This window comes from Embleya sp. NBC_00888, assembly GCF_045207655.1.
Lineage (GTDB): Bacteria > Actinomycetota > Actinomycetes > Streptomycetales > Streptomycetaceae > Embleya.
In genome coordinates, this window is sequence record NZ_CP108785.1 from 445,311 (window position 1) to 468,775 (window position 23,465).

Genomic DNA, 23,465 nt, shown 5'->3' on the forward strand with positions numbered 1-23,465 from the left:
ATGTCCACGGACGCCCTGTTCGACCAGCCCGACATCACCGACATCGACCCCGACGGCCCGGCCCCCATCCCCTCGTACACCGGATACGCCACCCGCGTCGGCAACACGTGGCTCGTCGAGATCGGGGATCTCCCCGACGGCCGAACCGCCACCGCGCGGGGCCGAACCTGGCGCGAGGCGAAAACGGCGACCGGAACCGCCGTCGGCGAACACCTGCCGGCCGGGCACGGCGGGTTCGGCGTCCATCTCGCCCCCGTCGACCCCGACGCCGACGCCGCGATCACCGCCCTGATCGAGGCGCGCATCGCACTCGTGTACGCCGAACAGGCCGTACGCGACGCCGCACGCCACGCCGCACGCACCCTCATCGACCAGGGATGGAACAACCGCGACACCGGCGCCGCCCTCGGTCTGTCCCACCAACGCGTCTCCCAGATCGCCCCCCGCGGGGCGTAACCTCCCACCCTCCGATGTTCGAACGGCCCGATCGCCCCACGCGGAGACCCTGATGCGCCGTCCCACCCGCCTCACTCGCACCGGCGTCGCCGCGCTGCGCCCGCACCAACGCGACGCGCTCGCCGCGATCGTCCGCGAACTGGAGAACCCGGACGGCGACGCCGCCGGCACCACGCCCCACGGCGGGCGCCGCGCCACCGCGGTGATGGCCTGCGGGACCGGAAAGACGTGGGTGGCGGCCGGGGCGGCCGCGACGCTGGCCGCGCGCGGGCGGGTGCTGGTCCTGGTGCCGACCCTCGACCTCCTCGTGCAGACCGTGACCGCCTGGCACCGCGCCGGGCGCACCGGCGGAACACAGGTGGCGGTGTGCTCGCTCGGCGGCGACGCGGCGTTGGCCGCCGCGGGGGTGCGGGCGACCACCAGCGCACCGCGACTCGCGCTGTGGACCGCGGGTGCCGGGCCGGTGACGGTGTACGCCACCTACCAGTCGCTGGAAACGATCCTCGCCGCCCACCGGGGCGTCGTCGGGATGCGCCTTCCCGCGTGGCGGCTGGTCGTCGTGGACGAGGGACACCGTTCCAGCGGACGGCTCGGCCGCCCCTGGACCGCCGTGCACGACGACCGGGTCCTGCCCGCGCTGGGGCGCCTGTATCTGACCGCGACCCCGCGGGTGTGGGAACCGGCCGACGTCAGCGCCTACGGCGAGGGCACCGGCCGCGGCGACACCGGCCGCCTGCCCCTCGACGCCGACGACGACGTCTGGGACGACCCCGACACCACCGCAACCGACGGCTTCGAAAACGACGCGGCCGACCGGGACGACCGGGCCGACGACAACGAGGACTTCGACAACCGGAACGACCCCGAAGACGAGGACCACGACGGTGCGCGGCCGGCGCGGATACGTGGGGGGCGCCCGATCCACTCGTCGATGCCCGCCCGCGCGGTCGCGTCCATGGACGACGAGGCGATCTACGGCCCCACGGTCCACCGGCTGGAACTCGCGGCCGGGTGCCGTCTCGGGCTGCTCGCCAGGCCGCGCATCGTGGTCGTCGACGTCGCCGACCCCACCGTCCGGGACCTGGCCACAGCGGGCGACATCGACCTCAACCGGGGCCCGGGTCGGCGCAGCCTCGAGGAGGTCGAGGAGTACCGGGCCGCGCGCCTGTCCGCGCTGCAGGCGGCGGTGTTGCGGGTTGCGGCCGAGTTGGGGTTGAACACGGTGATCGCCTATCACGCACGGACCGCCGAGGCCCAGGTGTGCGCACAGACCCTGCCCGATGTCGCGAAGCGGCTGCACGACAGCGACCCGGACACCTACCCTGCCGGCGTCTGGGCGGACTGGCTCTGCGGGGAGCACGAGACGGAACATCGACGGCGGGTGCTGGGCGAGTTCGCCGCCCACACCGACCGCGAACCCCCCGCCCTGTTCGAACTCCCCACGACGGGTGCGGCGATGACGCGGCGCGCCGTATTGTCGAACGTGCGGGTGTTGGCCGAGGGCGTCGACCTGCGCGCGGACGCGGTCGCGTTCATGGACCCCAAGCTGAGCGTGATCGAGATCGTCCAGGCCATCGGCCGCGTCCTGCGCCAGGAACCCCACGAGGGCCGCGACGCCACCATCATCGTGCCCGTCTTCCTCACCGCCGGCGAGAAATCGGACGACATGCTCGTCTCCGACTCGTATCACTTCCTCGTCCGCGTCCTGCACGCCCTCGCCGCCCACGACAGCCGCGTCCTCGACATGCTCGCCACCCCCGCACCCAGCGGTACCCGCCACCGACTCGTCGCCCTCGCCGACACGGAAGACGACACCGACAACGAAGGCGACGACACCCCGGCAGCCGAGAACAACGACACCGAGACCGCCGACGAGGGCCCCGAAGGCGACGGTGTGGGCGACGACATCGAGGAGCGGTTCCTCGTGCGGTTCATGACCGAACACGATCCCGCGCTGCTCGCCGAGTTCGTACGGTTGCGTGTCATCGACCCGGAGCGCCGGGACTGGCGCCGCGGCTACCTCGCCGCCCGCCGCTGGCACGCGGTCCACGGCGACCTGCGCGTGCCGCTCGAGGCGATCGACTACGACATCGAGAGCGGCACCAGCCACCCCGTGGGGGCGTGGATCAGCGAACAACGCAGGGCGTGGTCGGTCGGGGCGATCGGCCGTCGGCGGATCGAGATGCTTGAGGCGCTGGGGATGGTGTGGAGCGTCGACGACGCCGCGTTCGAGGACGGACTCGCCATGTGCCGGGCGTACTTCGCCATCCACGGACACCTCGCCGCACCCAAGACCGCCACCGTCAACAACCACCCCGTCGGACAATTCCTCGCCAACTGCCGCCGCCCCCTCGAAACCCGCAAGAACCCCGCACGCTGGGCCCAACGGTGGGAACGCCTGGCCGAGATCGACCCCGACTGGAACCCCACCGGACGCCGGGACCCCGCCCGGCGGTGGTCCCTGGAATGGCAACGCATACTCGCCTCGGTACGACTGCACATCGAGGCGGACGGAAGCCTCGACGAACTCGTGCCCGGACACACCATCGGCGGCGAGGACGTCGGCGCCTGGCTGGAGCGGCAACGGCGCGGCGAGACGAGCCTGACGCCGGCGCAGCGGGAGGCGCTGGCCGAGGTGGGTGTCGAGGTGATCGCGGAGGAGGCCGGAGGGCGTCCGGAGCCGATGCGGGCTGTGGACCGGTGGGCGCTCACCCTGGCCGCCGCAGCCGCGTTCCGCGAGCGGGAAGGGCATCTGAGCGTGCCGCGCAAACACGTCGAGACCGTCGAAGCGGGTGGTGAGGTTCGCGCGGTGAAGTTGGGTGTCGCCCTGGCCAACGCACGCCAACGACAGGCCACGTGGCCGAGGGAACGTGTCGCGGCCTTGACCGGGCTCGGCATGCGATGGGCGTAGCGGGTGCGGCTCGCAAGTCGGTGAAGTGCGGTTTCATCGGGAGCTGAATGTTCGTGTCGGCGGCCGGGACTGCTTGACGCGTCTGTTTGTGCTCGGGGATTTCTTCCTGCCTGGCAGGGTTCGTTGGGGACGCGTAAGCGGACCGGGCTGCCGGACGAAACGGAAGGTGTTCCTCCGAAACCTGCGGAAAAAAGTGGGCCGCTCGTGTCCCAAAGCTTCGTCGTGGAGCCCACTTATGGGATGAGGCGACGCAAGCCGGGAGACACCCGGTCGCGATCCCCTCGGGATGCGCCACATCGTGGAACCCATCACCGGGGCGTTGGCTGTGCTCGGCGGTGCCGTAGCCCTTGCCGGTAGAGCCGTGCACGGCCGCTTTCGCACACGCCGGCTCCGAATGAGTCTCTGGATTTCCTCGTGACGGAGCAGCCGTTGAAGATGGCCCGTTGACGATCACGCCGAACACTCACATCCGAGCAATCACCTCCACAGGGGAGAACCCCGTGACCGCCTTCTTCCGTCGCCCCCTGGACGACGACGCCCTGGACGCTCTGCTTCAAGCCGCGGATGTCGAACTGCCGGCGTACGCAAGGGCCGCCACCGATCCCGGCGACACCATCCGCGCCCTCCACGACCTCGCCTACCCCGAACCGCGACCGAACGCTTCACCCGGTGACGCTCCCTGAACGCCATCGTCGGCGCCAGGCCCTTGGGCCGCCGCCGCTGGGAGCCTTCGGCGACATCCTCGACCGAACCGGCCTCGCCGCCGCGCAGCCGCCGGCCGATCGACCCGAAGGATCGGGGCGGGAGCCGCCGTCCGGCGACGGCGTTCGTCTCGTTCCGGACAACCGCCCGCGACGGGGGCCGGGTTGGTGTAAGGGTGGGCGGGTGTCCTTCGCGGGGTCCACACATACTCGCCTCGTGGCGTGCCGTGCGGGCTGTGCCCCGCGCAGGTCGACGGGGAAAGGCTCCGGCCGCGGCAACGCGCGGCCGGAGCCCTTCTCGTTCGTCACGCGGACGACCCGGCGGAGGGGACACCGGTCGCCCGCGGACGGGCTCAGGCCGACTCGCCCCGCCGGATCCGGTCCGCGATGCTCTCGATCCGTTGATCGAACAACAGGTTCATGGTCGCCAGGGGATGCGGGTCGATGTCCGGGCGCAGCAGGCCCGGGACCAGGTTGTTCAGGCCGACGTGGTGGCCGCTGGTGTGGAGGCCTTCGAGGCGTTCGAGGACGAAGGCGTTCATTGTGGGATCCGAACCCACCAGGCGTAGTACGGGACTCCGTCGTGGGAGGAGTCGTAGTCCACGCAGCTCTCGTACACACAGCCCGACGTGGCGGCGAGCTCGGTCATCGCCTGCTCGGTACGCTCGGCCAGGTCCGGGAGGTCGCGAGCGGCCCGGACAAGGGCCGCCACCCTGGCGTGGGGAATGCGGCGGGCCCGGGGCGGGGGGAGACGGTGCGGGGACACGCGCGCGATGGTGCACCGCAGCGCCGCACTGCTGATCGACAGGTTCGCCCGCGAGGGCCACGCGGACCTGGTGGGCCAGTACGCACGACAGTTGCCCCTGGTGGTGTTCAACGCGCTGTTCGGCATGCCCGACGACCAGGCGCCGCGTCTGGTGGCCGCGTTGGGCGCGCTCTTGGACTCGTTTGGCAGGGGACTGGACGTCATTCGTTGTCGTGATGAATGTCGTCTGCGGCTTGTTGGGCTGCTGTGGCTTCGAGCGTACGGTGTGCGCCGGTCATCTGGTCGGCCAGGCTGGCCAGGTCCCGGCCGACCCGCATCACGTCCGCACCCGCCAACCGCGCGTACCGCCGATATCCCGCGATCGTCTCGGCCACCAGAGCAACCGCCTCCTCCACACGCCCGTCGGCGATCAACCGGGCGATCAGGTTGTGCCGCGCCTCCGCAAACGAGATCTGCCTGTCGAGCATCGCCTTGTCCGGCGGGGCGATGGTGATGAACCGGCCGTGGGAGGGGACGCGGGCGCTGTCGAGGATGAAGATCAGGTACATGCCGGGGGGAGCGATCCCACCCGTCGGTGGTGGAATGACGCGCAGGTGCCGGGCGTCGACGACGCTGAACGAGAGCTCGACGTAGCGCTGGTCCGAGCTGAATGCGTGCGTTGTCGATGAGGTGTGAATGACCGCGACCTCCTTGGTGGTGTCCGCATGCGCCACCTCGACCGTGATCGCATCCTCCGGCTGCTGCGCGTAGGCCATGTGCTCCGGGGCGGAGATGAGTTGCGGTCGTTGCCGGTCGAAGTACCACGGTTTGTAGGTCTCGATGCGGAGCTCACGGGTGGCGGTGCCAGGCTTGCCGTTCATGTTCGAGCCGGCCGTCCACACCGCCCCGTCGGGCATCAGCAGCGCCACCGAGTGGTAGTTGCGACGGACCGTCGCGTCCTGCAGCCGGTCCCAGGTGTTGCTGTCGGGGTGGTACTTCTCGGCGGTTCGGACCGCAGTGTCGTCGTTCTCCTTGTTGGCGACACCGCCGCTGACGAAGACCTCGCCGCTCGGGAGCAGCACAGCGTTGAGGTTGTACCTTGGCCCATTGAGATTCGGCGGCCGCGTGCCGGTGGTCCTCCATGCCGGACTGTCGTCGGCGAGGTCGATGCGCCGCGGCGTTGTGCCTCCACAGAGCAGCACGCTCGGCTCGTAGTTCTTCGACGGCCGCAGCGGCAGCAGGACGGAGGTGGTGTCAATGCTGCTGGCGATGGCCGGCGCTAGGTAGTCCGGATCGCCGAGGGCTGCGACCTGGGAGGACTCATCGGTTTCGGGGTGTCCAGCGCGACGACCTCGTGATCCCCCGGGGGCAGGTGCCTGTTGCGCCATTTGGGGCGGGCCTCCCAGACCGCGTCCGACTCCTCCTTGCTGCGCTTGCGCAACAACTCCGGCAACGGCGGATACCACGTGTGCTCGTACCGCGACCCGGCCCGGGACAGGCGCAGGAGCTCCATCACATCCGGGATCGCCCGCCGGGCCAACGCCTCCCCCGCAGCGGTCATGTCGCCCTCGACAGCGGCGAGTTCCTCCGCAACCGCGCCGGCGATCGCCCCGGGCAGGGGGTCCTCGTCGGTGTCCACCACGACCCTGCGCGCCTTCTTCGACGTGGCCGGGCTCTTCGACGCGGCCGGGGCCTTCGGCGCGGCGGACGTGGGGCGGGCGCCGGCGCGGGCAGGCGTGGTCGACGTGCGAGGCGCGGTCGGCGGTGCGCCGGCCACGGGCCCGTCCTGTCGGCCCTCGGTTCGTTCGCGAGGAGCGCTGTCGGCGCTGTCGGCCGGGGCCGCGCCGTCCGGCCCGGCCGCGCCAGTGCCGTTCGAGGCGGTCGAGGCCGGTGGGAGGTCGGTGAAGCGGACGTGGGCGAGGTCGGCGTGCAGGGCCGCCTGGGCGATTGGGCCCAGGTCGCGTTCGGCGACGATCGCGAACGCCTGCTCGCCTTCGCGGGTCAGCTGGATCACGGTGTCGGCCTGGGCCAACGCCGTACCGACCTCGAGCGGTTCGTCCGCGCCGGTCTCCCACACGGCCACCATCGGAACGTCCAGATCCGCAGCCAGTTGGCGCAACGCGGCTACACCGTGGCGGACATCGGGACCCGCAGGACCGGCAGGACCGGCAGCGGCGGGGAGGAGGTGGTTGAGCGGGTCCAGCGCGACCAGGCGCAGGCCCGCAATGTCTGCGGCGGTCTCCCGGAGCAGGTCCAGTGTCAGGTCGGCGCCGTCGTCCAGGAGCAGTCCCCCGGCGGCCAGACGGGTGGATGCCGCGTCGGCGGTTGCGCGTTCGGTGTCGGTGAGGGTGCCCGCGCGCAGCCTGCGGTGGTCCACTCCGGCGGCGGCCGCGGTCAGGCGGGCGGCGATGTCGGCGCGGAGGCGGCCGGGTGTGCACGAGAGCACCGCGTTCGGCTTGTCGGGGTCGTCGGCCGGGGCCAGGGTCGCGGACAGGACGGTGCCCGCCGCGAGCAGGCCCGCGCCGGCGCCGGGCGCCGACCACCAAGACGAGGCGGCCGGGCAACGCGCCGCCGCCCGAGACCTCGTCCAGGGCGGTGGGGCCGAAGGAGATCGCGCGTCGACGGGCGGTGTCGGCCTCGGCCGACGCCACCGCGAACCCCGCCGGCCGCCGACCACCCGCGGCCACCGGCCCCGACGCGACCCGCGCGATGGTGGTGTCCGTGGTGGTGTCGTGTGTGTCCGGGAGCGGGACGGTCGCAGGCGGCGTCTCGGGTTCGGCCGCGACCGCCGGGACACCCGCGGGGGCCGGCGCGGCGGCGAGACGGGTGATCTGGGCGTAGACGGTGCGGTAGCGCGGCAGCAGTTGGGGAGTGCCCTCGGCGGCGGCGCGTACGAGGTTGCCCAGGTGCTGCCGGCCGTCGGTCGTCGTGAACGCCGGCAACTCGCCCTGCGCGGCCACCACGTCCTCCGACGGCAGGGCCAACACCGCCCGCACCCCGTGCGGCGCGTGGATCACGACCCGGGCACCGCCGGAGGCGTCCGCGACCACCCTCGCCCACCGCTTGCGGACCTCCTCCACGCCCAGCCCGACCCCGGGAACCGAACCAGCGCCGGGGCCGGACTGCCCTTCCGATGTGGTCGGGGCGGCTCCGTTCGACGGTTGCGTTTCGTGGCTCGCACGCCCGGCCTTTCCTCGAATGGGCATGGACACCCTTGACTCCTACCGTTTTCCGACTCGGAAATACCCCAACTTGGTGGAGTGTGGAGGTGGTCGACGGGTCGGTGTCGTGACCGCGACGCATCGATGGGGCCCGGTCGGGAGTCCTACGGTCGCGGGGTCGCGGCGTCGTCGCCCTCGGGTTCGTCCAGGGCGGACCAGTCGGGTGTGACGTCCGGGCGCACCAACCAGGCCGGCCGCGCGGGGGTGGGCCGGCCGTCCCGTACGTCACCGCGGGAAACGCCCCGGTTCGGCGACCCGCACGGCAAGTCGACCCGAGGACCCCGACATCGACGACAAGACCGACACCTACCAGGACGTTTCTTCGGTACCGGGAGGGGTCGTGCCGGGCACCGAGAACCGGTGAGCGTGTGCGAGGACACTAGATCGCAGTGCAAGGTAGATAGTGCTGCTATCTTACTGCTGCATGAAGACGGAGCGGCACAGTCAATGGCTGCGCGGCGTGCTGGATCTGTGCGTTCTGGGCCTGCTCGCCGAAGGCGAGAGCTACGGCTATCGGCTCGGACAGGCGTTGGAGGACGCCGGCCTCGGCACGATTCGCGGCGGGACGCTGTACCCGGTGCTGCTGCGCCTGGAACGCGGCGGTCTGATCGCGGCTCGCTGGAGCGAGGGCGACGCCGGACCTGCCCGCAAATACTACCGATTGACGCCGCCGGGCAAACGGGAATTGCGTGCGGCCGCAGGCGAATGGGCTGATTTCACGCGACGCGTAAGTGCGGTTTTGGAAGAGGTGGAGCAGTGATCACCGGCCCCGAATGGCTTGACGCGCTGGCAATCGAACTTCGGTTCCGAGGACTGCCTGCGGATCGGATTCGCCAGGTGCTCCACGAAGCGCAGGCCCACCTGTGGGACGGCGGCGAGGACCCCGTCGGCGCCTTCGGCTCACCCGCGGTCTACGCGGCCGCCGTGTACGAAAGCCTCGGCGGAGCACAGGCCACGGAAGCGCGACCCGCCCGTGCCCAGGGACCGATTCGGCTCCAGGCCTCGGGCATCGCCAAGCGACACGGCCGGCACAGGGTGCTACAGGGAGTCGATCTCACCGTGCGCGCCGGGGAGGTGGCCGCCGTGGTCGGCGCGAACGGCTGTGGCAAGAGCACGTTCCTGCGCATCTGCGCGGGACTGGAAGGTGCGGATGCCGGCCGAATCGTGCTGCGGGGGTCCATCGGCTACTGCCCCCAGGGAGCGGGGACCAGTGATTTCCTCACTCCCGACGAGCACTTCGTACTCGTGGGCGCCGGCCGCGGCCTGACCCGGACCCGCGCCCGCGGAGCAGGCCGAGCCCTGGCCGAACACCTGCGCTGGCCGCAGCCCGCCCCGGCGGCGGCCGGACACCTGTCGGGCGGTACCCGACAAAAACTCAACGTGGTGTTGACCGCGCTCGGCGATCCGGACGTACTACTCCTCGACGAGCCGTACCAGGGCTTCGACCGTGGCTCGTACACGGACTTCTGGGACCAGGTCTGGGAGTGGCGCGACGAGGGGAAGGCCGTCGTCGTGGTCACCCACCTGCTCGACCGGCTCGATCGGGTCGACACCGTTCTGGATCTGACGACACGACGCGAAGCCGCGTCACCCGCCGACGGCCGACGCCGCCCGAAGGGAACACACACCCGGTGAGCCGACTGATGACCATCGCCGAGATGACGGCGCGGGAGATCCTGCGACGTCGCGTGGTGCTCGTGCTCCTGCTGCTCTTCCCGCTGCCGTTCTACCTGACCCAACGCGCCGACCACGCCGGACAGTCGATCAGGTTTCTCTTCCTGGGCCTGAGTTGGGCGATGAGCGGTTCCGCGCTGTTCGTCGGCCAGAGCGGCCGGTCCATCGAGGAACGGCTTCGGGTGTCCGGCTATCGCGTCCACCAGTTGTGGATGGGCCGAATGCTGGCGTTGTGGCTGATCGGGGTAGTGGTGGCACTGCCCTATCTCGCGATCGTGGCCATGGATCAACCACGCGTGCGACTGGGCGCGATCGCCCTCGCGATGGGGCTGTGCGTGGCCGTGGCAACGCCGTTCGGCCTGCTCCTGGGAGCCCTGGTGCCCCGCGAGTTCGAGGGCACGCTGCTCCTCCTGATCACGGTCGGCATGCAGATGATCGCCGACCCCGCGACCACCACGGCCCGGTTGCTGCCGTTCTGGTCCGGCCGGGAGATCGGCACCTACGCCATCGACCACACCGAGGTCGCCTTCCTCGTGCGGGGCCTCGTCCACGGCCTGGTCTCCGCCCTCGTGCTCTCGCTCGCGCTGGCCGCGGTGTCCGCACTGCGGCTGCGCCGCCGTCCGCACTTGCAGGTACTGCCCTCGGGATGACGGACGGGACCAGCCCGGAGTGCGCACCGTCCCCGCGCGCTCGGGACCGGTCCGCAGGTGCCGGCAACGAGAGGACGCAACGACGATGCTCACGCTGAACGGGCTGACGAAGAAGTACGGCGCAAAGACCGTCGTCGACGCCCTGACCCTGGACGTCGTCCCCGGCATGGTCACCGGTTTCCTCGGACCGAACGGGTCCGGGAAGTCGACCACGATGCGGATGATCCTGGGGCTCGACCATCCCACCTCCGGAACCGCGTTGATCGACGGAAAGCCCTACACGGAACTGGCGTATCCACTGCGGGAGATCGGTGCGCTTCTCGACGCCAAGGCCGTGCATCCTCGACGTAGCGCCTACCGGCATCTGCTCGCCATGGCCCGCAGCCACGGAATGGGCGCGCGACGCGTGGACGAGGTACTCGACATCGTGGGCCTCGCCGACGTGGCCGACAAGCGCACCGGCTCGTTCTCGCTGGGAATGGGACAGCGGCTGGGCATCGCGGGCGCCATCCTGGGCGACCCGGAGGTGCTCCTGCTCGACGAGCCCGTCAACGGCCTCGACCCGGACGGTGTGCGGTGGATCCGCACCTTCCTGCGCTCCCTGGCGGCCGAGGGCCGAACCGTGTTCCTGTCGAGCCATCTGATGAGCGAGATGGAACTCACCGCCGATCGGCTGGTGGTCATCGGCAAGGGCAGGCTCGTCGCGGACGCCTCGATGCGGGAGATACTCGCGCGCGGCTCCCGCGACTCGGTCCGGGTCCGAGGCCCCGAGCCGCGATCCCTGCGAGCGCTCGCACAGCGACTCCTCTTCGAGGGCGCGCAAGTGGAATGGCCGGCGCCCGGGGAGTTGGTGGTGAGGGGGCGCACCGCCGAGCACATCGGGGACGCGGCCCACGAGTTGCACGTCCGCCTGCACCAACTGCACTCGGTCGGCCCGTCGTTGGAGGACGCGTACGTCGAATTGACCGCCGACAGCGTCGAGTACGAGGGGACGAGCCACACCTCGTAGGCGCGCTCCGGATCGCCACGCCCCGACCCGTACGGCTCCCACCCGACCGGTACCGCTCCGACGCCGCCCCCCGGCCGACCCAGACAGCGAGCCCGCGACATGACGACATCCTCGCCTCCGATCCCACGACGTCGGCGAGTCAAGCAATCCGGCGGCGGTCTGCCCGGCGCCACGGCCGCCGAGTGGACCAAACTCTGGTCGCTGGACTCGACCTGGATCCTCCTGCTCACTGCGGCCGCCACGATGGGCGTGGGGGCCATGGGCATCGGCCTGTTGACCCACGTCGGGAGCCGGGCCGATGCCGCAGCGCGAGTGCCCGACCCCGCGACGTCTGCGACGATCCACGGTGTCGCGTTCGTCGTCGCCGCCCTCGCCATGTTGTCCGTCACCGGTGAGTACGCCACCGGCAGCATCACCAACACACTCCAGTGCGTCCCCGATCGCACCCGGATGATGCTCGCCAAGTGCATCGTCATGGGAGGCGTCGCCTTCGTCGCCGGCCTGGTACTCGGAGCGCTCGGAATCGTCGCCGGCGCGCTGGCCTTCGAGACCACCGAGTTCGACCGGCCCCAGGCGCTCGCACAGATCGCGGCCCTCGCCGTACTGCTCACGCTCATGAGCCTTGTGGCGCTCGGCCTCGCGGCCATGGTGCGCAACTCGGCGGGCACACTCGCCGCGCTTTTCCTCCTGCTGATCGTCGTGCCGGCAATCCTCGCCGCGATCCCTTTCGACCCGGCCCACGACTTGGCATACCTGCTGCCGCAAGCGGCCGGCGCGTGTTTCGCCGCGGGCGCGCCGGCCCCTTACAGCCGTCCCACGGGACTACTCCTGCTCACCGCCTGGTCTCTCGCGGCCCCGATCGCCGCGACGGTGTGGCTGCGACACCGCGACGCGTGAATCGACCGGCGGAGACGGCGACGCGACCCGCCGCCCCCGGCACGGGAGGATCGATCCTTCCCTCGATCATCGGCGTTCACCGGCCAAGGGTCGGCGTTCGACCACGCTCAGCCCTCGCCCCCGCCGCCGCCTCCACAGCCGCCACCGCACGAACTCCCGCCATCGTCACCGCACGAGGACCCGCCATCCCAGTTGCCGCCTCCGCCGCGGCCACCGCGCGGTCGGTTTCGTTCGTTCAGGGTGACCGTGAAGCCGATGAACACGATGACGATCACTACCAGGGATCCCACAAAGAATGTCATGGCCTCGGTGTCGCCCGTCCGGGCAGCGCCGTAACCGAAAACCCTGTCAATCGACGGAGATCCCTCGATTCTCCTCCGCTGACGCCCCCTCAAAAACGGTGACGACGGTAGTAGCGCGCCTGCCTCTCCCGGTGGGCGCAGGATGCGTGGCACCAGCGTCGGCGCGGGTGGCTTTTGACGAAGAGCAGGGTGCAGTCGGGGGTTTCGCAGCGCCGCAGGGCGTCTGCGGTGCCGGGGTGGGTCAGCAGGGAGATGCAGGACGTGGCGATGCCTCCGAGTACGGCCGCTGCGCCGGTCGCGGTGTCGTGTGCCACCGCGATCGGTCGGCCGTCGCTCGGCCAGTCGAGCTGCGGATAGCCGGGTGCCGCGCGCGCGAACGCGTTGAGCCGGTCGATCGCGGCCTCGTCCGGCCGGGATCTGTCGATCGCGGCGCTCAACAGGTCGCGCACGCTGTCCCGCACGAGCCGCGTCCGATGCGCCTCGCGCTTCATCGCCGTCACCGACACGGCCGGCCCGCCCCGCGCACTGACGAGTGCGAACCATCGGCCCACCCGATCCGAGGTGCGCAGGAAGTCGATTCGCTCGTCGCCGGTGCCGTAGAGCGTGTTGGCCAGTTCCACCGGCAACGGTTCCGTACCCAGGATCGGGAACTCCGGGCTCGTCATGATGCTGATGGTAACATCGCCATTCAACCGTCAGCAGTATATTTCGTCCCGTCCGGTCGACCACGTCCGTCGGACCGCGCTCCGCGCTGCTTCGGTCTGCGGTTGATGGTGCGGGGTCGAGGCGGCTTGCGTGATCCGGCCCGCTCGGGTCGCCGAGGGCCCGCCCCGAAGGGCCGACTTGCCGGCAAGGCGCCCCCCGAGCTACTTGCGATCCGGATGTGCGGGGCACCTCGCCTACCGATCGGCGTTCGTCACCGTACCCATCCCGGCCATCGACCCCGCACCCACCGGCGTGCGCATCCCGACACCGGCGATCCGGTACCGCGACGGTCGGCCCGCGATCGTCGTCGGCAGCGGGACGCGCATTTCGGCACGACTGATCCTCGGTGACGGGGGCGGGAACGCTGTCCGGCCCGTGATCGTGTATCCCGAAACGGTCGTCCTCGCCCGCACACACCTACCGTCGACACCCCGGCCCGACGGCACCCGGCCGTGACCACATTCCTCGAACACGTCGCCCACACACTCGGACTCGCACGCCTCGCGCCCGGACCCGAGGATCTCTTGTGGTCCTGGACCCGCCACCACACCCGACCCTGAAAACCCCGCCCCCGGGGCCGAGCCCCCCGACCGCCCGCAAAAACAGGGCAGACAACCGCTGCCCTTTGGCATCCCCATCCGAACCGCACAAAATCTCAGTGAATCCCACAACACCTGCGAAACCCGTTACAAGTGAGAAAACCCCAGCTCAGACGTGCTGCCGAGCTATACCGGAACCCCACCCCGCCACCCCGAGACCAACCCCACCCGCCGCACTGCGTAAACCCCAGCCCACACACCCCACCAAAACCCACAACCAACGACCGCTCATATCAGGGCAAGGGGCAGCGTTGGTCTCGGCGATGGAGGGCTTGGCGGGCATGCGCGGGACTACCGGTCATCGCGAGTCACCGGTGAGAAGGAACGTTGCCGATCGGCCGTCACCGGAAGCATGGCTGCATCGCTACAACCATCACCGACTCCACACCGACTGCGTCAAAACGGCCTCGTGCGGCCGTCGTGGAGTATGGCGACCGCCGTGTCGGCGACGGGTCGGGCCGGTGTCGTGGCCGGTGTCCGGGGCAGTCGCACCGTCACGCTCAGGCCGCCGTCGGAGCGGGCCCGGGCGCTGACCGTGCCGCCGTGACTCTCCACGACCGCGCGCACGATCGACAGCCCGAGCCCGGAGCCCGGTCGTCCGGTGGCGAGTCGAGCCGCGGTACCGCGGTGGAAGGGTTCGAACAGGGCGTCGACCTCGGCCGGGTCCAGCAGCGGTCCGGAGTTGTCCACCCGCAATTCCGCGCTGCCGCCGACACACGCGGTGGCGATCCGGAGCCGGCCCCGCCCATCGCTGTCGGGGGTGTTGTGCCGCACCGCGTTCTGGACCAGGTTCGCCGCGACCTGCCCGAGCAACACCGGATCGCCCGACGTGGGCGCGCGCTCCAGGTCGCAGGCGACCACGACGCCCGCTGCGGTGGCCTGGGCGCGATAGGTGTCGACCGCCTCCCCGGCCAGGTCCGCCAGGTCGGCCGGTTGGTAACTCTGCGGTCCCTGTTGGCCCTTGGCGAGCAGCAGCAGGCTGTCCACGAGCAGTTCGCTGCGCGCGGTCGCCCGCAGCGCGCGCTCGATCGAGGGCCGGAGGTCGTCGGGGACGCGTCCCTCGGCGAGCGGGATCTCCAGGGACGTGCGCTGGAGCGCGAGCGGGGTACGCAGTTCGTGCGAGGCGTTCGCGGCGAATCGCCGGTTCGCCGCGAAGGAGCGTTCCAGGCGTACCAGCATCGCGTCGAAGGTGTCGCCCAGTTCCTTGATCTCGTCGTCGGGGCCCACCATGGCGAACCGGTCGTGCAGGTTCTGCTCGGAGATCTGCCGGGCCGCGGCGGTGACCTGCCGCAGCCGGGCCACCGAGCGGCCGGCGGTCCACCATCCGAGCCCGGCCGAGACCAGCGCCATGATGCCGAGGGTGGCCAGGGACTGGCCGACCAGCGAGTCCAGAACCAGGGCCTTGAAGTCGACGAACCTGGCCTTCTGGTAGTTCGTGGCCTGGGTCGCCTGCATATCGGTCAGATCGGTGGCCGACTCCCCGCACGTTCGGGGCGGCCGGGTCTCGGCGGACGAACCGGACGGGAGTAGTGATTGCTGGGAGGTACCGCACCCCAGGGTCGCGGAGGACGGCACGCCTTCCGACAGCGACTTCGGGACTATGGTGATCACCGAGCGGTTGTCGGCGATGATCCGGTTGACCGCGACGTACTGCACCGTCAGGAGTACCGCTCCGCAGGCCAGGAACAGCGTGGCGTGCAACAGCGCGAGCCGGGTCCGGATCCGCAGGCCGCCCTGCCCCGTGGGCGGCGTCCGCGTGCTCACAGCCGGTATCCGATGCCCGGCACGGACGTGATCAGCGGTGGGTCGCCCAGTTTGCGGCGCAGGCCGTGGATGGCGACCTTGACCACCGTGCTGCGCGGGTCGACGGCCCCCTCCCACGCCTCGTCGAGCAGGTCGGCGTGGGTGACCACCCCGCCGTCGGCGGCCAGCAGCAGTTCGAGGATGAGCATCTCCTTGGGGCTCAGGCGCAGCATGCGCCCGTCGCGTTCGGCCAGGTGTCGGTGGGTGTCCAGGACCACGCCGTGCCGGGCCAGCACGCTGCTGCGGGCCGCCGCGCCACCGCGGCGGGCCAGCGCGTGGATGCGGGCGACGAGTTCGGTGTACGCGAAGGGCTTGGCGAGGTAGTCGTCGGCGCCGAGGTTGAGCCCGTCGACGCGCTCGGCCAGCGATCCGGACGCGGTCAGCATCAGGATCCGGGCGCCGTGGCCGGTGGCGATCAGGGTGCGGCAGACCGCGTCGCCGTGCAGGACGGGCAGATCCCGGTCCAGGACGACGACGTCGTACGACGCGGCCGAGGCCCGGGACAGCGCCTGGGCGCCGTCCCGGGCGACGTCGACCGAGAAGCCTTGTCTGCGCAGCCCGTCGGCGAGAAGGTCGGCCATTTCTTCCTCGTCCTCGACGATGAGTACCTTCATGCGTGTCCGGCCCCTTTGTGTCGTGCGTCCGGCGTTTCCCGCACTGTTTCCGGGTCGGACCGGACACCCCGTGGCGACGTAACGCCACGGGGGCTCCTGCCCGTACAGCGTCCGCCGCCCCCGGTTAGCGCGAGGTTAGCGACGCGCGAACCCGGCGGGAACCGGGGCCTTTGTAGAACTGCGGCACACCGGGCGGCAACGGGCCGCCCCGTCGCGAAGGGACCTCGTGATGCGGAATCTCCCCATAGGTCACCGCACCCGGTTCAGCCGGGCCGTGGCAACCACCACCGCCGTGGCCCTGGGCTCCGTCCTGATGCTCTCCGCCTGCTCTTCGGGCGACTCGGGCAAGGAGAAGGGCGACATCGCGTCGCTCGGAGAGAAGAAGGGCGGCTCCGCTTCCGGAGCGCCGGAGGCCGCTGCCGGCGAGAAGGGCGACATGGTCAAGTGGGCGGGCTGTATGCGCGCGCACGGCGTCAACGTGCCGGACCCCCGTCCGGACGGCAGCATGGACGCCGGGGCGCCGCTCGAGGCCGGTGGTGGCACCGCCGCCAATGACAAAATGGAGGCCGCGAACGCGGCCTGCACCAAGTGGCTGCCCAACGGTGGCGTGGTCAGCGAGAAGGAGAAGGCGGCGCAGCGCGAGAGAACTCTGAAGTTCGCACGGTGCATGCGGGAGCACGGCATCGATGTGCCGGATCCCCAGGGCGACCAGGACGGCGTCAACCTCGGCTTCCCCGGCGCCGACCAGTCCAAGCTGCCCAAGGCGCTGGATGCCTGCGCCAAGCTCCAGGGCGGCGGCGAGTGACGGCGGTCGCCTCGGGGCAGGAGCCGTCCGCGAACGAGCCGTCGATCGAACTCGACCCGAACCGACCGGGGCGTGCCCGGCGCCGCGCCCGGACCCGTGCCTTCGCGATCGCGGGGGTGGCGGCCGTGGCGGCCCTCGGAGTCGGCGGCGTGCTGGTGTTCGCGCCCGGCGACAGCAAGAAGCAGGTCGCGAACGAGGGCAAGAACCAGGGTGCGACGGCGCCGATCGTGCGGGGCGACCTGACGGTGGCGCAGGAGATCGACGGCACGCTGGGGTACGCGGGCACCGGATCGTTGTACGCGCAGGCCCCGGACCAGGGCCCCGGCAAGGATCCGGGATCGGGTCCGGGCGGCAATCCGGGGCCCCCGGTGAAACCCTCGCCGTCCGGTTCGTCGAGCAACCCGCCCAAGGACGACAAGATGAAGGAGGAGGAGAACGACCAACTCTCCGGCTCCCGGATCTTCACCGAACTGCCCGCCGTCGGCGACTCGTTGAAGCAGGGCGACTCGGTGTACCGCGTCAACGGTCGCCCGGTGCCGCTGTTCTACGGTGACGCGCCGCTGTGGCGGGCCCTGGCCAAGGGTGTCTCCAACGGTCCGGACGTCCTCCTCCTGAAGAGGAACCTGATCGCGCTCGGTTTCGGTCCGGGCCTCCAGGTCGACGACAAATTCACCGACGGCACCACCGCCGCGGTCAAGCGCTGGCAGAAGTCGCTCAAGGTGCCGCAGTCCGGCAAGGTCGATCCCTCGATGATCGCGGTCCAGCCGAGCGCGGTCCGGGTGATCTCGGTCAAGGGCGCCGTCGGCGCACCCGCCCAGGGCGAGGTCCTGGGCGTCTCGGGGACCGGCCGTCAGGTGAGCGTGAACCTGCCGGCCGACAAGCAGGCCCTGGCCAGGCAGGGCGACAAGGTGAGCGTGCGGCTGCCCGACGGCAAGGTCACCACCGGCACGATCACCTCGATCGGCACGGTCGCGGAGAAGAAGGAGGAGGGCCCCAACCCGGGCACGGGCGGCGGCGGCAAGGCCACGATCAAGGTGATCGTCACGCTCGACACGCCCCAGGAGGCCGGCAGCCTCGACGGCGCGCCCGTCGCGGTCGGCTTTACCAGCCAGAGTCGCAAGGACGTGCTGTCCGTTCCGGTCAACGCCCTGGTGGCACTGGCCGAGGGCGGGTACGGCGTGGAGGTCGTCGACCCGGCGGGCAAACGGCGCCTGGTCGGCGTCAAGCCGGGTCTGTTCGCGAACGGCCGCGTCGAGATCAGCGGCACCGGCCTGGCCAAGGACCAGAAGGTACGGGTGCCCGGGCAATGACCGATACCCTGCACGGCCCCCCGCCCGCCGGCGTGCCGGACCCGCCCGCGGTGATCCGGTTGCGGGCGGCGTCCAAGACCTACCCCGGCGGTCTGACCGCGCTCGCCGACGCCGACCTGAGTATCCGTCAGGGCGAACTCCTGGCCATCGTCGGCCCGTCCGGGTCCGGCAAGTCGACACTCCTGAACCTGATGGGGACACTCGACCGGCCGACTTCGGGCACCGTGGAGGTGCTCGGCCACGATGTCGCCAAGCTCTCCGACCGCCGGCTGTCGGCGGTTCGGGCGCGTTGGATCGGCTTCGTGTTCCAGCAGTTCTTCCTCTCCCCGCACCTGACCGCGATCGACAATGTGGCCACCGGGCTGCTCTACCACGGCGTGGGTGCCGCCCGACGCCGCCGGCGCGCCGCCGAGGCGCTGGAGCAGGTCGGTCTCGGGCATCGGCTCGGGCATCGGCCGCACGAGATGTCCGGTGGTGAGCGACAGCGCACCGCCATCGCGCGGGCGCTGGTGGCCGGACCACAGATCGTGCTCGCGGACGAGCCGACCGGCGCTCTGGACTCGGTCTCGGGGGCCGCGGTCGTCCAGCTCCTGCACGACCTGAACGCTCAGGGCACCACGATCGCGGTGATCACCCACGACACGCAGCTCGCCGACACGCTGCCGCGTCGAGTGCGGATTCTGGACGGCCGGATCCGCGAAGACACCACGGCGAAGGCGGCCGTATGAGTACGCGCACCAACTCCCGTGGGGCAAGCGGGCGTTCGCCGTACGCGTTGCCGAAGCCGGCCAGGCTCCGCCCGCGTGACGTGCTGTCGGTGGGTCTGTCGGGGCTGCGCGGCCGCAAGCTGCGCGCGGTGCTGTCCGCGCTCGGTATCGCCATCGGCGTGGCCGCGATGGTCGCGGTCATCGGCATCGGCACCTCCAGCCAGGCCCGGCTGGCGGAGCAGATCGCCAAGTTGGGCACGAACCTGCTCTCGGTGGGCCCGGGGCAGAGCTTCTCGGGCGCCGCCGCGCCCCTGCCCCCGGACGCGGACGCGATGGTGGAACGGATCGGCCCGGTGACGTCGGCGACGGCGACCGGCCGGATCGAGGCGAGCGTGCGGCGCACCGATGTCGTGGACAAAGGCATCACCGGCGGCATCGGGGTACTGGCGGCGCGCGAGGACCTGCTCGGCACGGTCGGTGCCAAGTTGCGGGCCGGCCGGTTCCTGGACGCGGCGACCGGCAAGTACCCGACCGTCGTGCTCGGTTCCGTCACGGCGGGCCGGCTCGCGGTCGAGGACCCGGGCGGTCGGGTCTGGCTGGGCGAACAGTGGTTCACCGTGATCGGCATCCTCGACCCCGTGGCGCTGGTCCCCGAACTGGACACGTCCGCTCTGGTGGGTTGGGAGGCCGCTACCGCGTACCTGGCCTTCGACGGCCGGCCCACGACCGTGTACGCGCGCACCGCGGAGTCCGCGGTCGAACAGGTGCGGGACGTGCTCGCGCCGACGGTCAACCCGGCCAAACCGAACGAGGTCAAGGTCAGTCGTCCATCGGACGCGCTGGCCGCGCAGCTCGCCGCGAAGGACACCTTCAACGCGCTGTTGCTCGGGCTCGGTGCGGTGGCCCTGCTCGTCGGCGGGGTCGGCGTCGCCAACACGATGGTGATCGCGGTCCTGGAACGCCGCCAGGAGATCGGCCTGCGCCGTGCGCTCGGCGCCCATCGGGGCCAGATCCGTACCCAGTTCCTCACCGAGGCGGTCACTCTGGCCGGTTTCGGCGGGATCGCGGGCGCGGTCCTGGGCGGCGCGGCCACCTACGGCTACGCGGCGGCCAAGGACTGGCCGTTCGACGTACCCGGCGGCGCGTTGGTCGCAGCCGTCGCCGTCTCGGCCCTGGTCGGCGCGATCGCCGGCCTCTACCCTGCCGGGCGGGCCGCGCGCCTGACCCCGACGGAGGCCCTGGCCACGGGCTGACCGGGCACGACCGTACCCCGAGCCGGATCGACGGCTCGGGGTACGGGACCGGTGCGCCGCCGGTGACCGGGACGGCGATCGCCACCGGCAGGCTCCCGGCCGTGTCGACCGGCCTGCGGGCACGGGTCCCACCGCTCGCGCGGCGGGCCGGAACCCGAGGCCTTCGTCGGTCTTCCGGTGCAAGCTACGCGGCTGAAGGGGCCACCTCCGGGGGGCGCCGCGCACCGGGTCCGTGCCGAATGATCGGGCTCGGGTGCGCGGCGCCGCCCTGGCTCACGCGTTGATGAACTCGATCAGGTCCTTGGTGAACGCGACCTCGTAGGCGCCGACCAGGCCGTGCGGGGCGCCCGGGTAGACCTTGAGGGTGCCCTGGGAAAGGAGCTTGACGCTCTTCTCCGCGGAGGCGGCGATCGGGACGATCTGGTCGTCGTCGCCATGGGCGATCAGGACCGGGATGTCGATCTTCTTGAGATCCTCGGTGAAGTCGGTCTCCGAGAACGCCTCGACGCAGTCCAGGGCACCCTTGAGGCCGGCCTGCATACCTTGCAGCCAGAACTCGCGGCGCTTGCCGTCCGACACCACGGCGCCGGGGCGATTGAAGCCGAAGAAGGCTTCGCTCAGGTCGTAGTAGAACTGCGAGCGGTCGGCGGCGACCCCGGCCCGGATTCCGTCGAAGGCCTCGATCGGGGTGCCCTCGGGGTTGGCGTCGGTCTTCAGCATCAGCGGGGGGACGGCGCCGAGCAGCACGGCCTTGCGAACGCGGTCGGTGCCGTGGCGGCCGAGGTAGCGCGCGACCTCGCCGCCACCGGTGGAGTGGCCCACCAGGACGGCGTCGGTGAGGTCGAGCCGATCCATCAGCTCGGCCAGGTCGTCGGCGTACTGGTCCATGTGGTTGCCGGCCCAGGTCTGGGTGGAGCGGCCGTGCCCGCGCCGGTCGTGGGCGATGACCCGGTGGCCGGCCTCGGCGAGGGCCACCGCCAGGCCGTCCCAGGCGTCGGCGTTCAGCGGCCAGCCGTGGGAGAGGACCACCGGACGGCCGGTGCCCCAGTCCTTGTAGAAGTTCTGCGAGCCGTCGGAGAGGGTGATGAAGGGCATGGTGGCCTTTCCACTGGTGATTGACCGGTTTTCCACCGAACAGAGCCGGGGCGCCCACAGCAACGCCTGTCTCGGCTGCGGGTGCCGCCTGCACAGCCAGGGCCCGTCGCTGCCGAGCCGAGCACGAGCGGCGCGGCACCGACCGTCGCGATCCGCATCCGCGCGAAGAGGCGCAAGCGCATGAGGGTTCCTCCGGGACATCAGCTGCGGTCCAGGTGGGGACCGACGTCGTCCGGCCCCGGCGAGACCGACCGTATCCCCTGGGCGGGGAAGTTACTTGTCCCGCCGCGCACTGTCCTGTTCCCAGCGCGAACAGCCTCTCGGCCTCAGGGCAACGGCACGGCCCCAGGCGCGCACCATGCACGCACAGTCAAACCCCCGACGCGGGTTGATCGTCCGGACCGCCGCACCTGCATGTCCCCGGTGGCGCACAACTTCTGTCCTCGTGGCGTACGCCGAGACTTCGGAGCGGGAGAGTACGACCGGCCCGGTCGCCGGGGGCGAGTCCCGAGGCTCCGGTGGCGCGGATCGGCAGGCTCATCTCTGTTCGAGATGACTGACATCCCGAATCATCGCCTCAGGCGAGGAAGCGCCCGCAGCGGGCCGGCGCTTACTCCTGCGTGACGGCATCGAAGAAGCTGCCGGGCATTCCGCCCGAGCCGGTCCCCGGCTCATTCGTCAAGAAGGTGCACATGTCCGCATCATCCGACCTCCCGACCTCGCGCCGGTCCGCAACCCCGAAGGCCCCTCGCGGTGTGCCCGGTTGGCTGGTCGCGATCCTGGCCGTCGCCTCCGGCATGACGGTCGCCAACCTCTACTACGCCCAGCCTCTGCTGTCGTCGCTGAGCGATGTCTTCCACACCAGCGAGGCCGCCGCCGGCGCCTTGATCACACTCACCCAGGTCGGCTACGTGATCGGCATGCTCTTCCTGGTTCCGCTCGGCGACCGGCTCGAGAAGCGCAACCTGATCACCGTCCTGCTGACGATCACGACCCTCGCCCTCGTGGCGGCGGGACTCGCCACCAGCTTCCCCATGCTGCTGATCGCCTCGCTGATCAGCGGCGCCACCTCGGTCGTCGCCCAGATCCTGGTGCCCTTCGCGGCCGGCCTCGCTCCCGACCACGCCCGGGGCCGCATCGTCGGCCGGGTGATGAGCGGCCTGCTCACCGGCATCCTGCTCTCCCGCACGCTGAGCAGCCTGGTCTCCGACCTCGCCGGCTGGCGTGCCGTCTTCCTCGGCTCCGCCGCCCTGATGGCCGTGCTCGCGGTGGTCCTGCGCGCGGCCCTGCCGCAGCACGCGCCGACCACGACCATCCCGTACCACCACGTGCTGCGTTCCACCGTCCGGCTGGTGCGCACGCACCCGGCACTGCTGCGCCGCGGTCTCTACCAGGCGGCGATGTTCGGTGCGTTCAGCGCGTTCTGGACCACGGTCTCCTTCGTCCTGACCGGTCCCCGCTTCCACTACTCACCGGTCGGGGTCGGTGTGTTCGCCCTTGTCGGCGCCGCCGGAGCGGCCATCGCCCCGTTCGCCGGCCACTGGGCCGACCGCGGGCTCGTACGCCCCATGACCGGTATCGCCTTCGCGGTCGCCGCCCTGGCCTTCGCGCTCGCCGGCGTCGGCGGACACAGCGTCGTGCCGATCGCCCTGGCCGCGGTCCTGGTCGACATGGCCGTACAAACCACCCTCATTCTCGGCCAGCACACCGTCTACGAGCTCGACCCCGACGCCCGCGCCCGCCTCAACAGTGCCTTCATCGCCATGTTCTTCCTCGGCGGCGCGGTCGGCTCCCAGCTGGGCTCCGTCGTCTACCACGCCGGAGGCTGGACCGCCCTGACCGTCCTCGGCGCCGCCCTCCCCCTCATCGCTCTCCTCTACTGGACCACCGAGCGCCGGCAGCCTGCGGCGACGACGCCGGGCAGGACAACCTTGTAACGCTGGGCGCCCGTTCCTGTGGCGGGATCGGTCCCTTCCTCGATCCTCACCAGGGTCCGTGAGGATCGAGT

Annotated in this window: 21 protein-coding genes; 13 read left to right on the top strand and 8 right to left on the bottom strand. The window is 71.1% G+C overall.

What is annotated here, in order from left to right:
- The 3 genes from OG948_RS36105 to OG948_RS36115 all read left to right on the top strand — a co-directional run bounded on the left by OG948_RS36105 (position 1) and on the right by OG948_RS36115 (position 4,050).
- The gene (locus OG948_RS36105) at positions 1–456 is read left to right on the top strand and encodes a hypothetical protein (protein ID WP_331769200.1); all 456 of its coding nucleotides are present in this window, start codon (positions 1–3) and stop codon (positions 454–456) included.
- Positions 457–508: 52 nt separating this feature from the next.
- Complete coding sequence (locus OG948_RS36110) at positions 509–3,367, top strand: Helicase associated domain protein (RefSeq protein WP_331769201.1); 2,859 nt, start codon at positions 509–511, stop codon at positions 3,365–3,367.
- A gap of 500 nt (positions 3,368–3,867) precedes the next feature.
- Complete coding sequence (locus OG948_RS36115) at positions 3,868–4,050, top strand: hypothetical protein (RefSeq protein WP_331769202.1); 183 nt, start codon at positions 3,868–3,870, stop codon at positions 4,048–4,050.
- A gap of 371 nt (positions 4,051–4,421) precedes the next feature.
- Here the strand turns inward: OG948_RS36115 and OG948_RS36120 are convergent, their stop codons facing one another.
- Genes OG948_RS36120 through OG948_RS36135 form a run of 4 tightly spaced genes read right to left on the bottom strand, consistent with a single transcriptional unit; the run spans position 4,422 to position 7,190 of the window.
- Positions 4,422–4,610 (bottom strand): hypothetical protein, encoded by a 189-nt coding sequence (locus tag OG948_RS36120; RefSeq protein WP_331769203.1) that lies wholly within the window; start codon positions 4,608–4,610, stop codon positions 4,422–4,424.
- On the bottom strand, positions 4,607–5,038 hold the full coding sequence (locus OG948_RS36125; protein ID WP_331769204.1) for a hypothetical protein: 432 nt from the start codon (positions 5,036–5,038) through the stop codon (positions 4,607–4,609). The genes OG948_RS36120 and OG948_RS36125 overlap by 4 nt, the downstream gene beginning before the upstream one ends.
- Positions 5,035–6,201, bottom strand: coding sequence for a galactose oxidase-like domain-containing protein (locus OG948_RS36130; protein WP_331773407.1), 1,167 nt, complete (start codon positions 6,199–6,201; stop codon positions 5,035–5,037). Before OG948_RS36130 ends, OG948_RS36125 begins: the two co-directional genes overlap by 4 nt.
- The gene (locus OG948_RS36135; protein WP_406300457.1) at positions 6,093–7,190 is read right to left on the bottom strand and encodes a hypothetical protein; all 1,098 of its coding nucleotides are present in this window, start codon (positions 7,188–7,190) and stop codon (positions 6,093–6,095) included. The genes OG948_RS36130 and OG948_RS36135 overlap by 109 nt, the downstream gene beginning before the upstream one ends.
- Before the next feature lie 1,268 nt (positions 7,191–8,458).
- On the opposite strand from OG948_RS36135, the gene OG948_RS36140 reads away from it, so the two are divergent.
- From OG948_RS36140 to OG948_RS36160, 5 genes are all read left to right on the top strand, one after another.
- Positions 8,459–8,794 carry a PadR family transcriptional regulator gene (locus tag OG948_RS36140; protein WP_331773408.1) on the top strand — a complete coding sequence of 112 codons (336 nt, stop codon included), beginning with the start codon at positions 8,459–8,461 and terminating at the stop codon, positions 8,792–8,794.
- Complete coding sequence (locus OG948_RS36145; protein ID WP_406300872.1) at positions 8,794–9,669, top strand: ATP-binding cassette domain-containing protein; 876 nt, start codon at positions 8,794–8,796, stop codon at positions 9,667–9,669. Before OG948_RS36140 ends, OG948_RS36145 begins: the two co-directional genes overlap by 1 nt.
- Entirely contained in the window at positions 9,666–10,358 is a 693-nt protein-coding gene (locus OG948_RS36150) for an ABC transporter permease (protein WP_331769206.1), read from the top strand. Before OG948_RS36145 ends, OG948_RS36150 begins: the two co-directional genes overlap by 4 nt.
- 85 nt (positions 10,359–10,443) lie before the next feature.
- Entirely contained in the window at positions 10,444–11,367 is a 924-nt protein-coding gene (locus OG948_RS36155; protein ID WP_331769207.1) for an ABC transporter ATP-binding protein, read from the top strand.
- Positions 11,368–11,466: 99 nt separating this feature from the next.
- Entirely contained in the window at positions 11,467–12,264 is a 798-nt protein-coding gene (locus OG948_RS36160; RefSeq protein WP_331769208.1) for an ABC transporter permease, read from the top strand.
- Between the two features lie 391 nt (positions 12,265–12,655).
- Here the strand turns inward: OG948_RS36160 and OG948_RS36165 are convergent, their stop codons facing one another.
- From OG948_RS36165 to OG948_RS36175, 3 genes are all read right to left on the bottom strand, one after another.
- Positions 12,656–13,231 (bottom strand): CGNR zinc finger domain-containing protein, encoded by a 576-nt coding sequence (locus OG948_RS36165; RefSeq protein WP_331769209.1) that lies wholly within the window; start codon positions 13,229–13,231, stop codon positions 12,656–12,658.
- 1,035 nt (positions 13,232–14,266) lie between these two features.
- Positions 14,267–15,634: a HAMP domain-containing sensor histidine kinase gene (locus tag OG948_RS36170; RefSeq protein ID WP_331769210.1), complete on the bottom strand. Its 1,368-nt coding sequence runs from the start codon at positions 15,632–15,634 to the stop codon at positions 14,267–14,269.
- A complete protein-coding gene (locus OG948_RS36175) occupies positions 15,631–16,287 on the bottom strand; it encodes a response regulator transcription factor (protein WP_331769211.1) in 657 nt (218 codons plus the stop codon). Before OG948_RS36175 ends, OG948_RS36170 begins: the two co-directional genes overlap by 4 nt.
- A gap of 229 nt (positions 16,288–16,516) precedes the next feature.
- On the opposite strand from OG948_RS36175, the gene OG948_RS36180 reads away from it, so the two are divergent.
- From OG948_RS36180 to OG948_RS36195, 4 genes are all read left to right on the top strand, one after another.
- Positions 16,517–17,092 carry a hypothetical protein gene (locus OG948_RS36180; protein WP_331769212.1) on the top strand — a complete coding sequence of 192 codons (576 nt, stop codon included), beginning with the start codon at positions 16,517–16,519 and terminating at the stop codon, positions 17,090–17,092.
- A gap of 125 nt (positions 17,093–17,217) precedes the next feature.
- On the top strand, positions 17,218–18,402 hold the full coding sequence (locus OG948_RS36185) for a peptidoglycan-binding protein (protein WP_406300458.1): 1,185 nt from the start codon (positions 17,218–17,220) through the stop codon (positions 18,400–18,402).
- Positions 18,399–19,130: an ABC transporter ATP-binding protein gene (locus OG948_RS36190; protein ID WP_331769214.1), complete on the top strand. Its 732-nt coding sequence runs from the start codon at positions 18,399–18,401 to the stop codon at positions 19,128–19,130. The genes OG948_RS36185 and OG948_RS36190 overlap by 4 nt, the downstream gene beginning before the upstream one ends.
- Positions 19,127–20,362, top strand: a complete 1,236-nt coding sequence (locus tag OG948_RS36195) for an ABC transporter permease (RefSeq protein WP_331769215.1) — start codon at positions 19,127–19,129, stop codon at positions 20,360–20,362. Before OG948_RS36190 ends, OG948_RS36195 begins: the two co-directional genes overlap by 4 nt.
- A 273-nt stretch (positions 20,363–20,635) precedes the next feature.
- Here OG948_RS36195 and OG948_RS36200 read toward each other — a convergent pair whose 3' ends face one another.
- The gene (locus OG948_RS36200; RefSeq protein WP_331769216.1) at positions 20,636–21,457 is read right to left on the bottom strand and encodes an alpha/beta hydrolase; all 822 of its coding nucleotides are present in this window, start codon (positions 21,455–21,457) and stop codon (positions 20,636–20,638) included.
- Positions 21,458–22,149: 692 nt separating this feature from the next.
- On the opposite strand from OG948_RS36200, the gene OG948_RS36205 reads away from it, so the two are divergent.
- Entirely contained in the window at positions 22,150–23,394 is a 1,245-nt protein-coding gene (locus tag OG948_RS36205) for an MFS transporter (protein WP_331769217.1), read from the top strand.
- Positions 23,395–23,465 lie beyond the last annotated feature (71 nt).

Bases quoted from the DNA above. Each gene is read 5' to 3' on its own strand.
- OG948_RS36105 (WP_331769200.1), top strand. From the start codon at position 1: ATGTCCACGGACGCCCTGTTCGACCAGCCCGACATCACCGACATCGAC.
- OG948_RS36110 (WP_331769201.1), top strand. From the start codon at position 509: ATGCGCCGTCCCACCCGCCTCACTCGCACCGGCGTCGCCGCGCTGCGC.
- OG948_RS36120 (WP_331769203.1), bottom strand. From the start codon at position 4,610: ATGAACGCCTTCGTCCTCGAACGCCTCGAAGGCCTCCACACCAGCGGC.
- OG948_RS36125 (WP_331769204.1), bottom strand. From the start codon at position 5,038: ATGACGTCCAGTCCCCTGCCAAACGAGTCCAAGAGCGCGCCCAACGCG.
- OG948_RS36130 (WP_331773407.1), bottom strand. From the start codon at position 6,201: ATGGCGCAACAGGCACCTGCCCCCGGGGGATCACGAGGTCGTCGCGCT.
- OG948_RS36140 (WP_331773408.1), top strand. From the start codon at position 8,459: ATGAAGACGGAGCGGCACAGTCAATGGCTGCGCGGCGTGCTGGATCTG.
- OG948_RS36155 (WP_331769207.1), top strand. From the start codon at position 10,444: ATGCTCACGCTGAACGGGCTGACGAAGAAGTACGGCGCAAAGACCGTC.
- OG948_RS36160 (WP_331769208.1), top strand. From the start codon at position 11,467: ATGACGACATCCTCGCCTCCGATCCCACGACGTCGGCGAGTCAAGCAA.
- OG948_RS36165 (WP_331769209.1), bottom strand. From the start codon at position 13,231: ATGACGAGCCCGGAGTTCCCGATCCTGGGTACGGAACCGTTGCCGGTG.
- OG948_RS36175 (WP_331769211.1), bottom strand. From the start codon at position 16,287: ATGAAGGTACTCATCGTCGAGGACGAGGAAGAAATGGCCGACCTTCTC.
- OG948_RS36180 (WP_331769212.1), top strand. From the start codon at position 16,517: ATGCGGAATCTCCCCATAGGTCACCGCACCCGGTTCAGCCGGGCCGTG.
- OG948_RS36190 (WP_331769214.1), top strand. From the start codon at position 18,399: ATGACCGATACCCTGCACGGCCCCCCGCCCGCCGGCGTGCCGGACCCG.
- OG948_RS36195 (WP_331769215.1), top strand. From the start codon at position 19,127: ATGAGTACGCGCACCAACTCCCGTGGGGCAAGCGGGCGTTCGCCGTAC.
- OG948_RS36200 (WP_331769216.1), bottom strand. From the start codon at position 21,457: ATGCCCTTCATCACCCTCTCCGACGGCTCGCAGAACTTCTACAAGGAC.
- OG948_RS36205 (WP_331769217.1), top strand. From the start codon at position 22,150: ATGTCCGCATCATCCGACCTCCCGACCTCGCGCCGGTCCGCAACCCCG.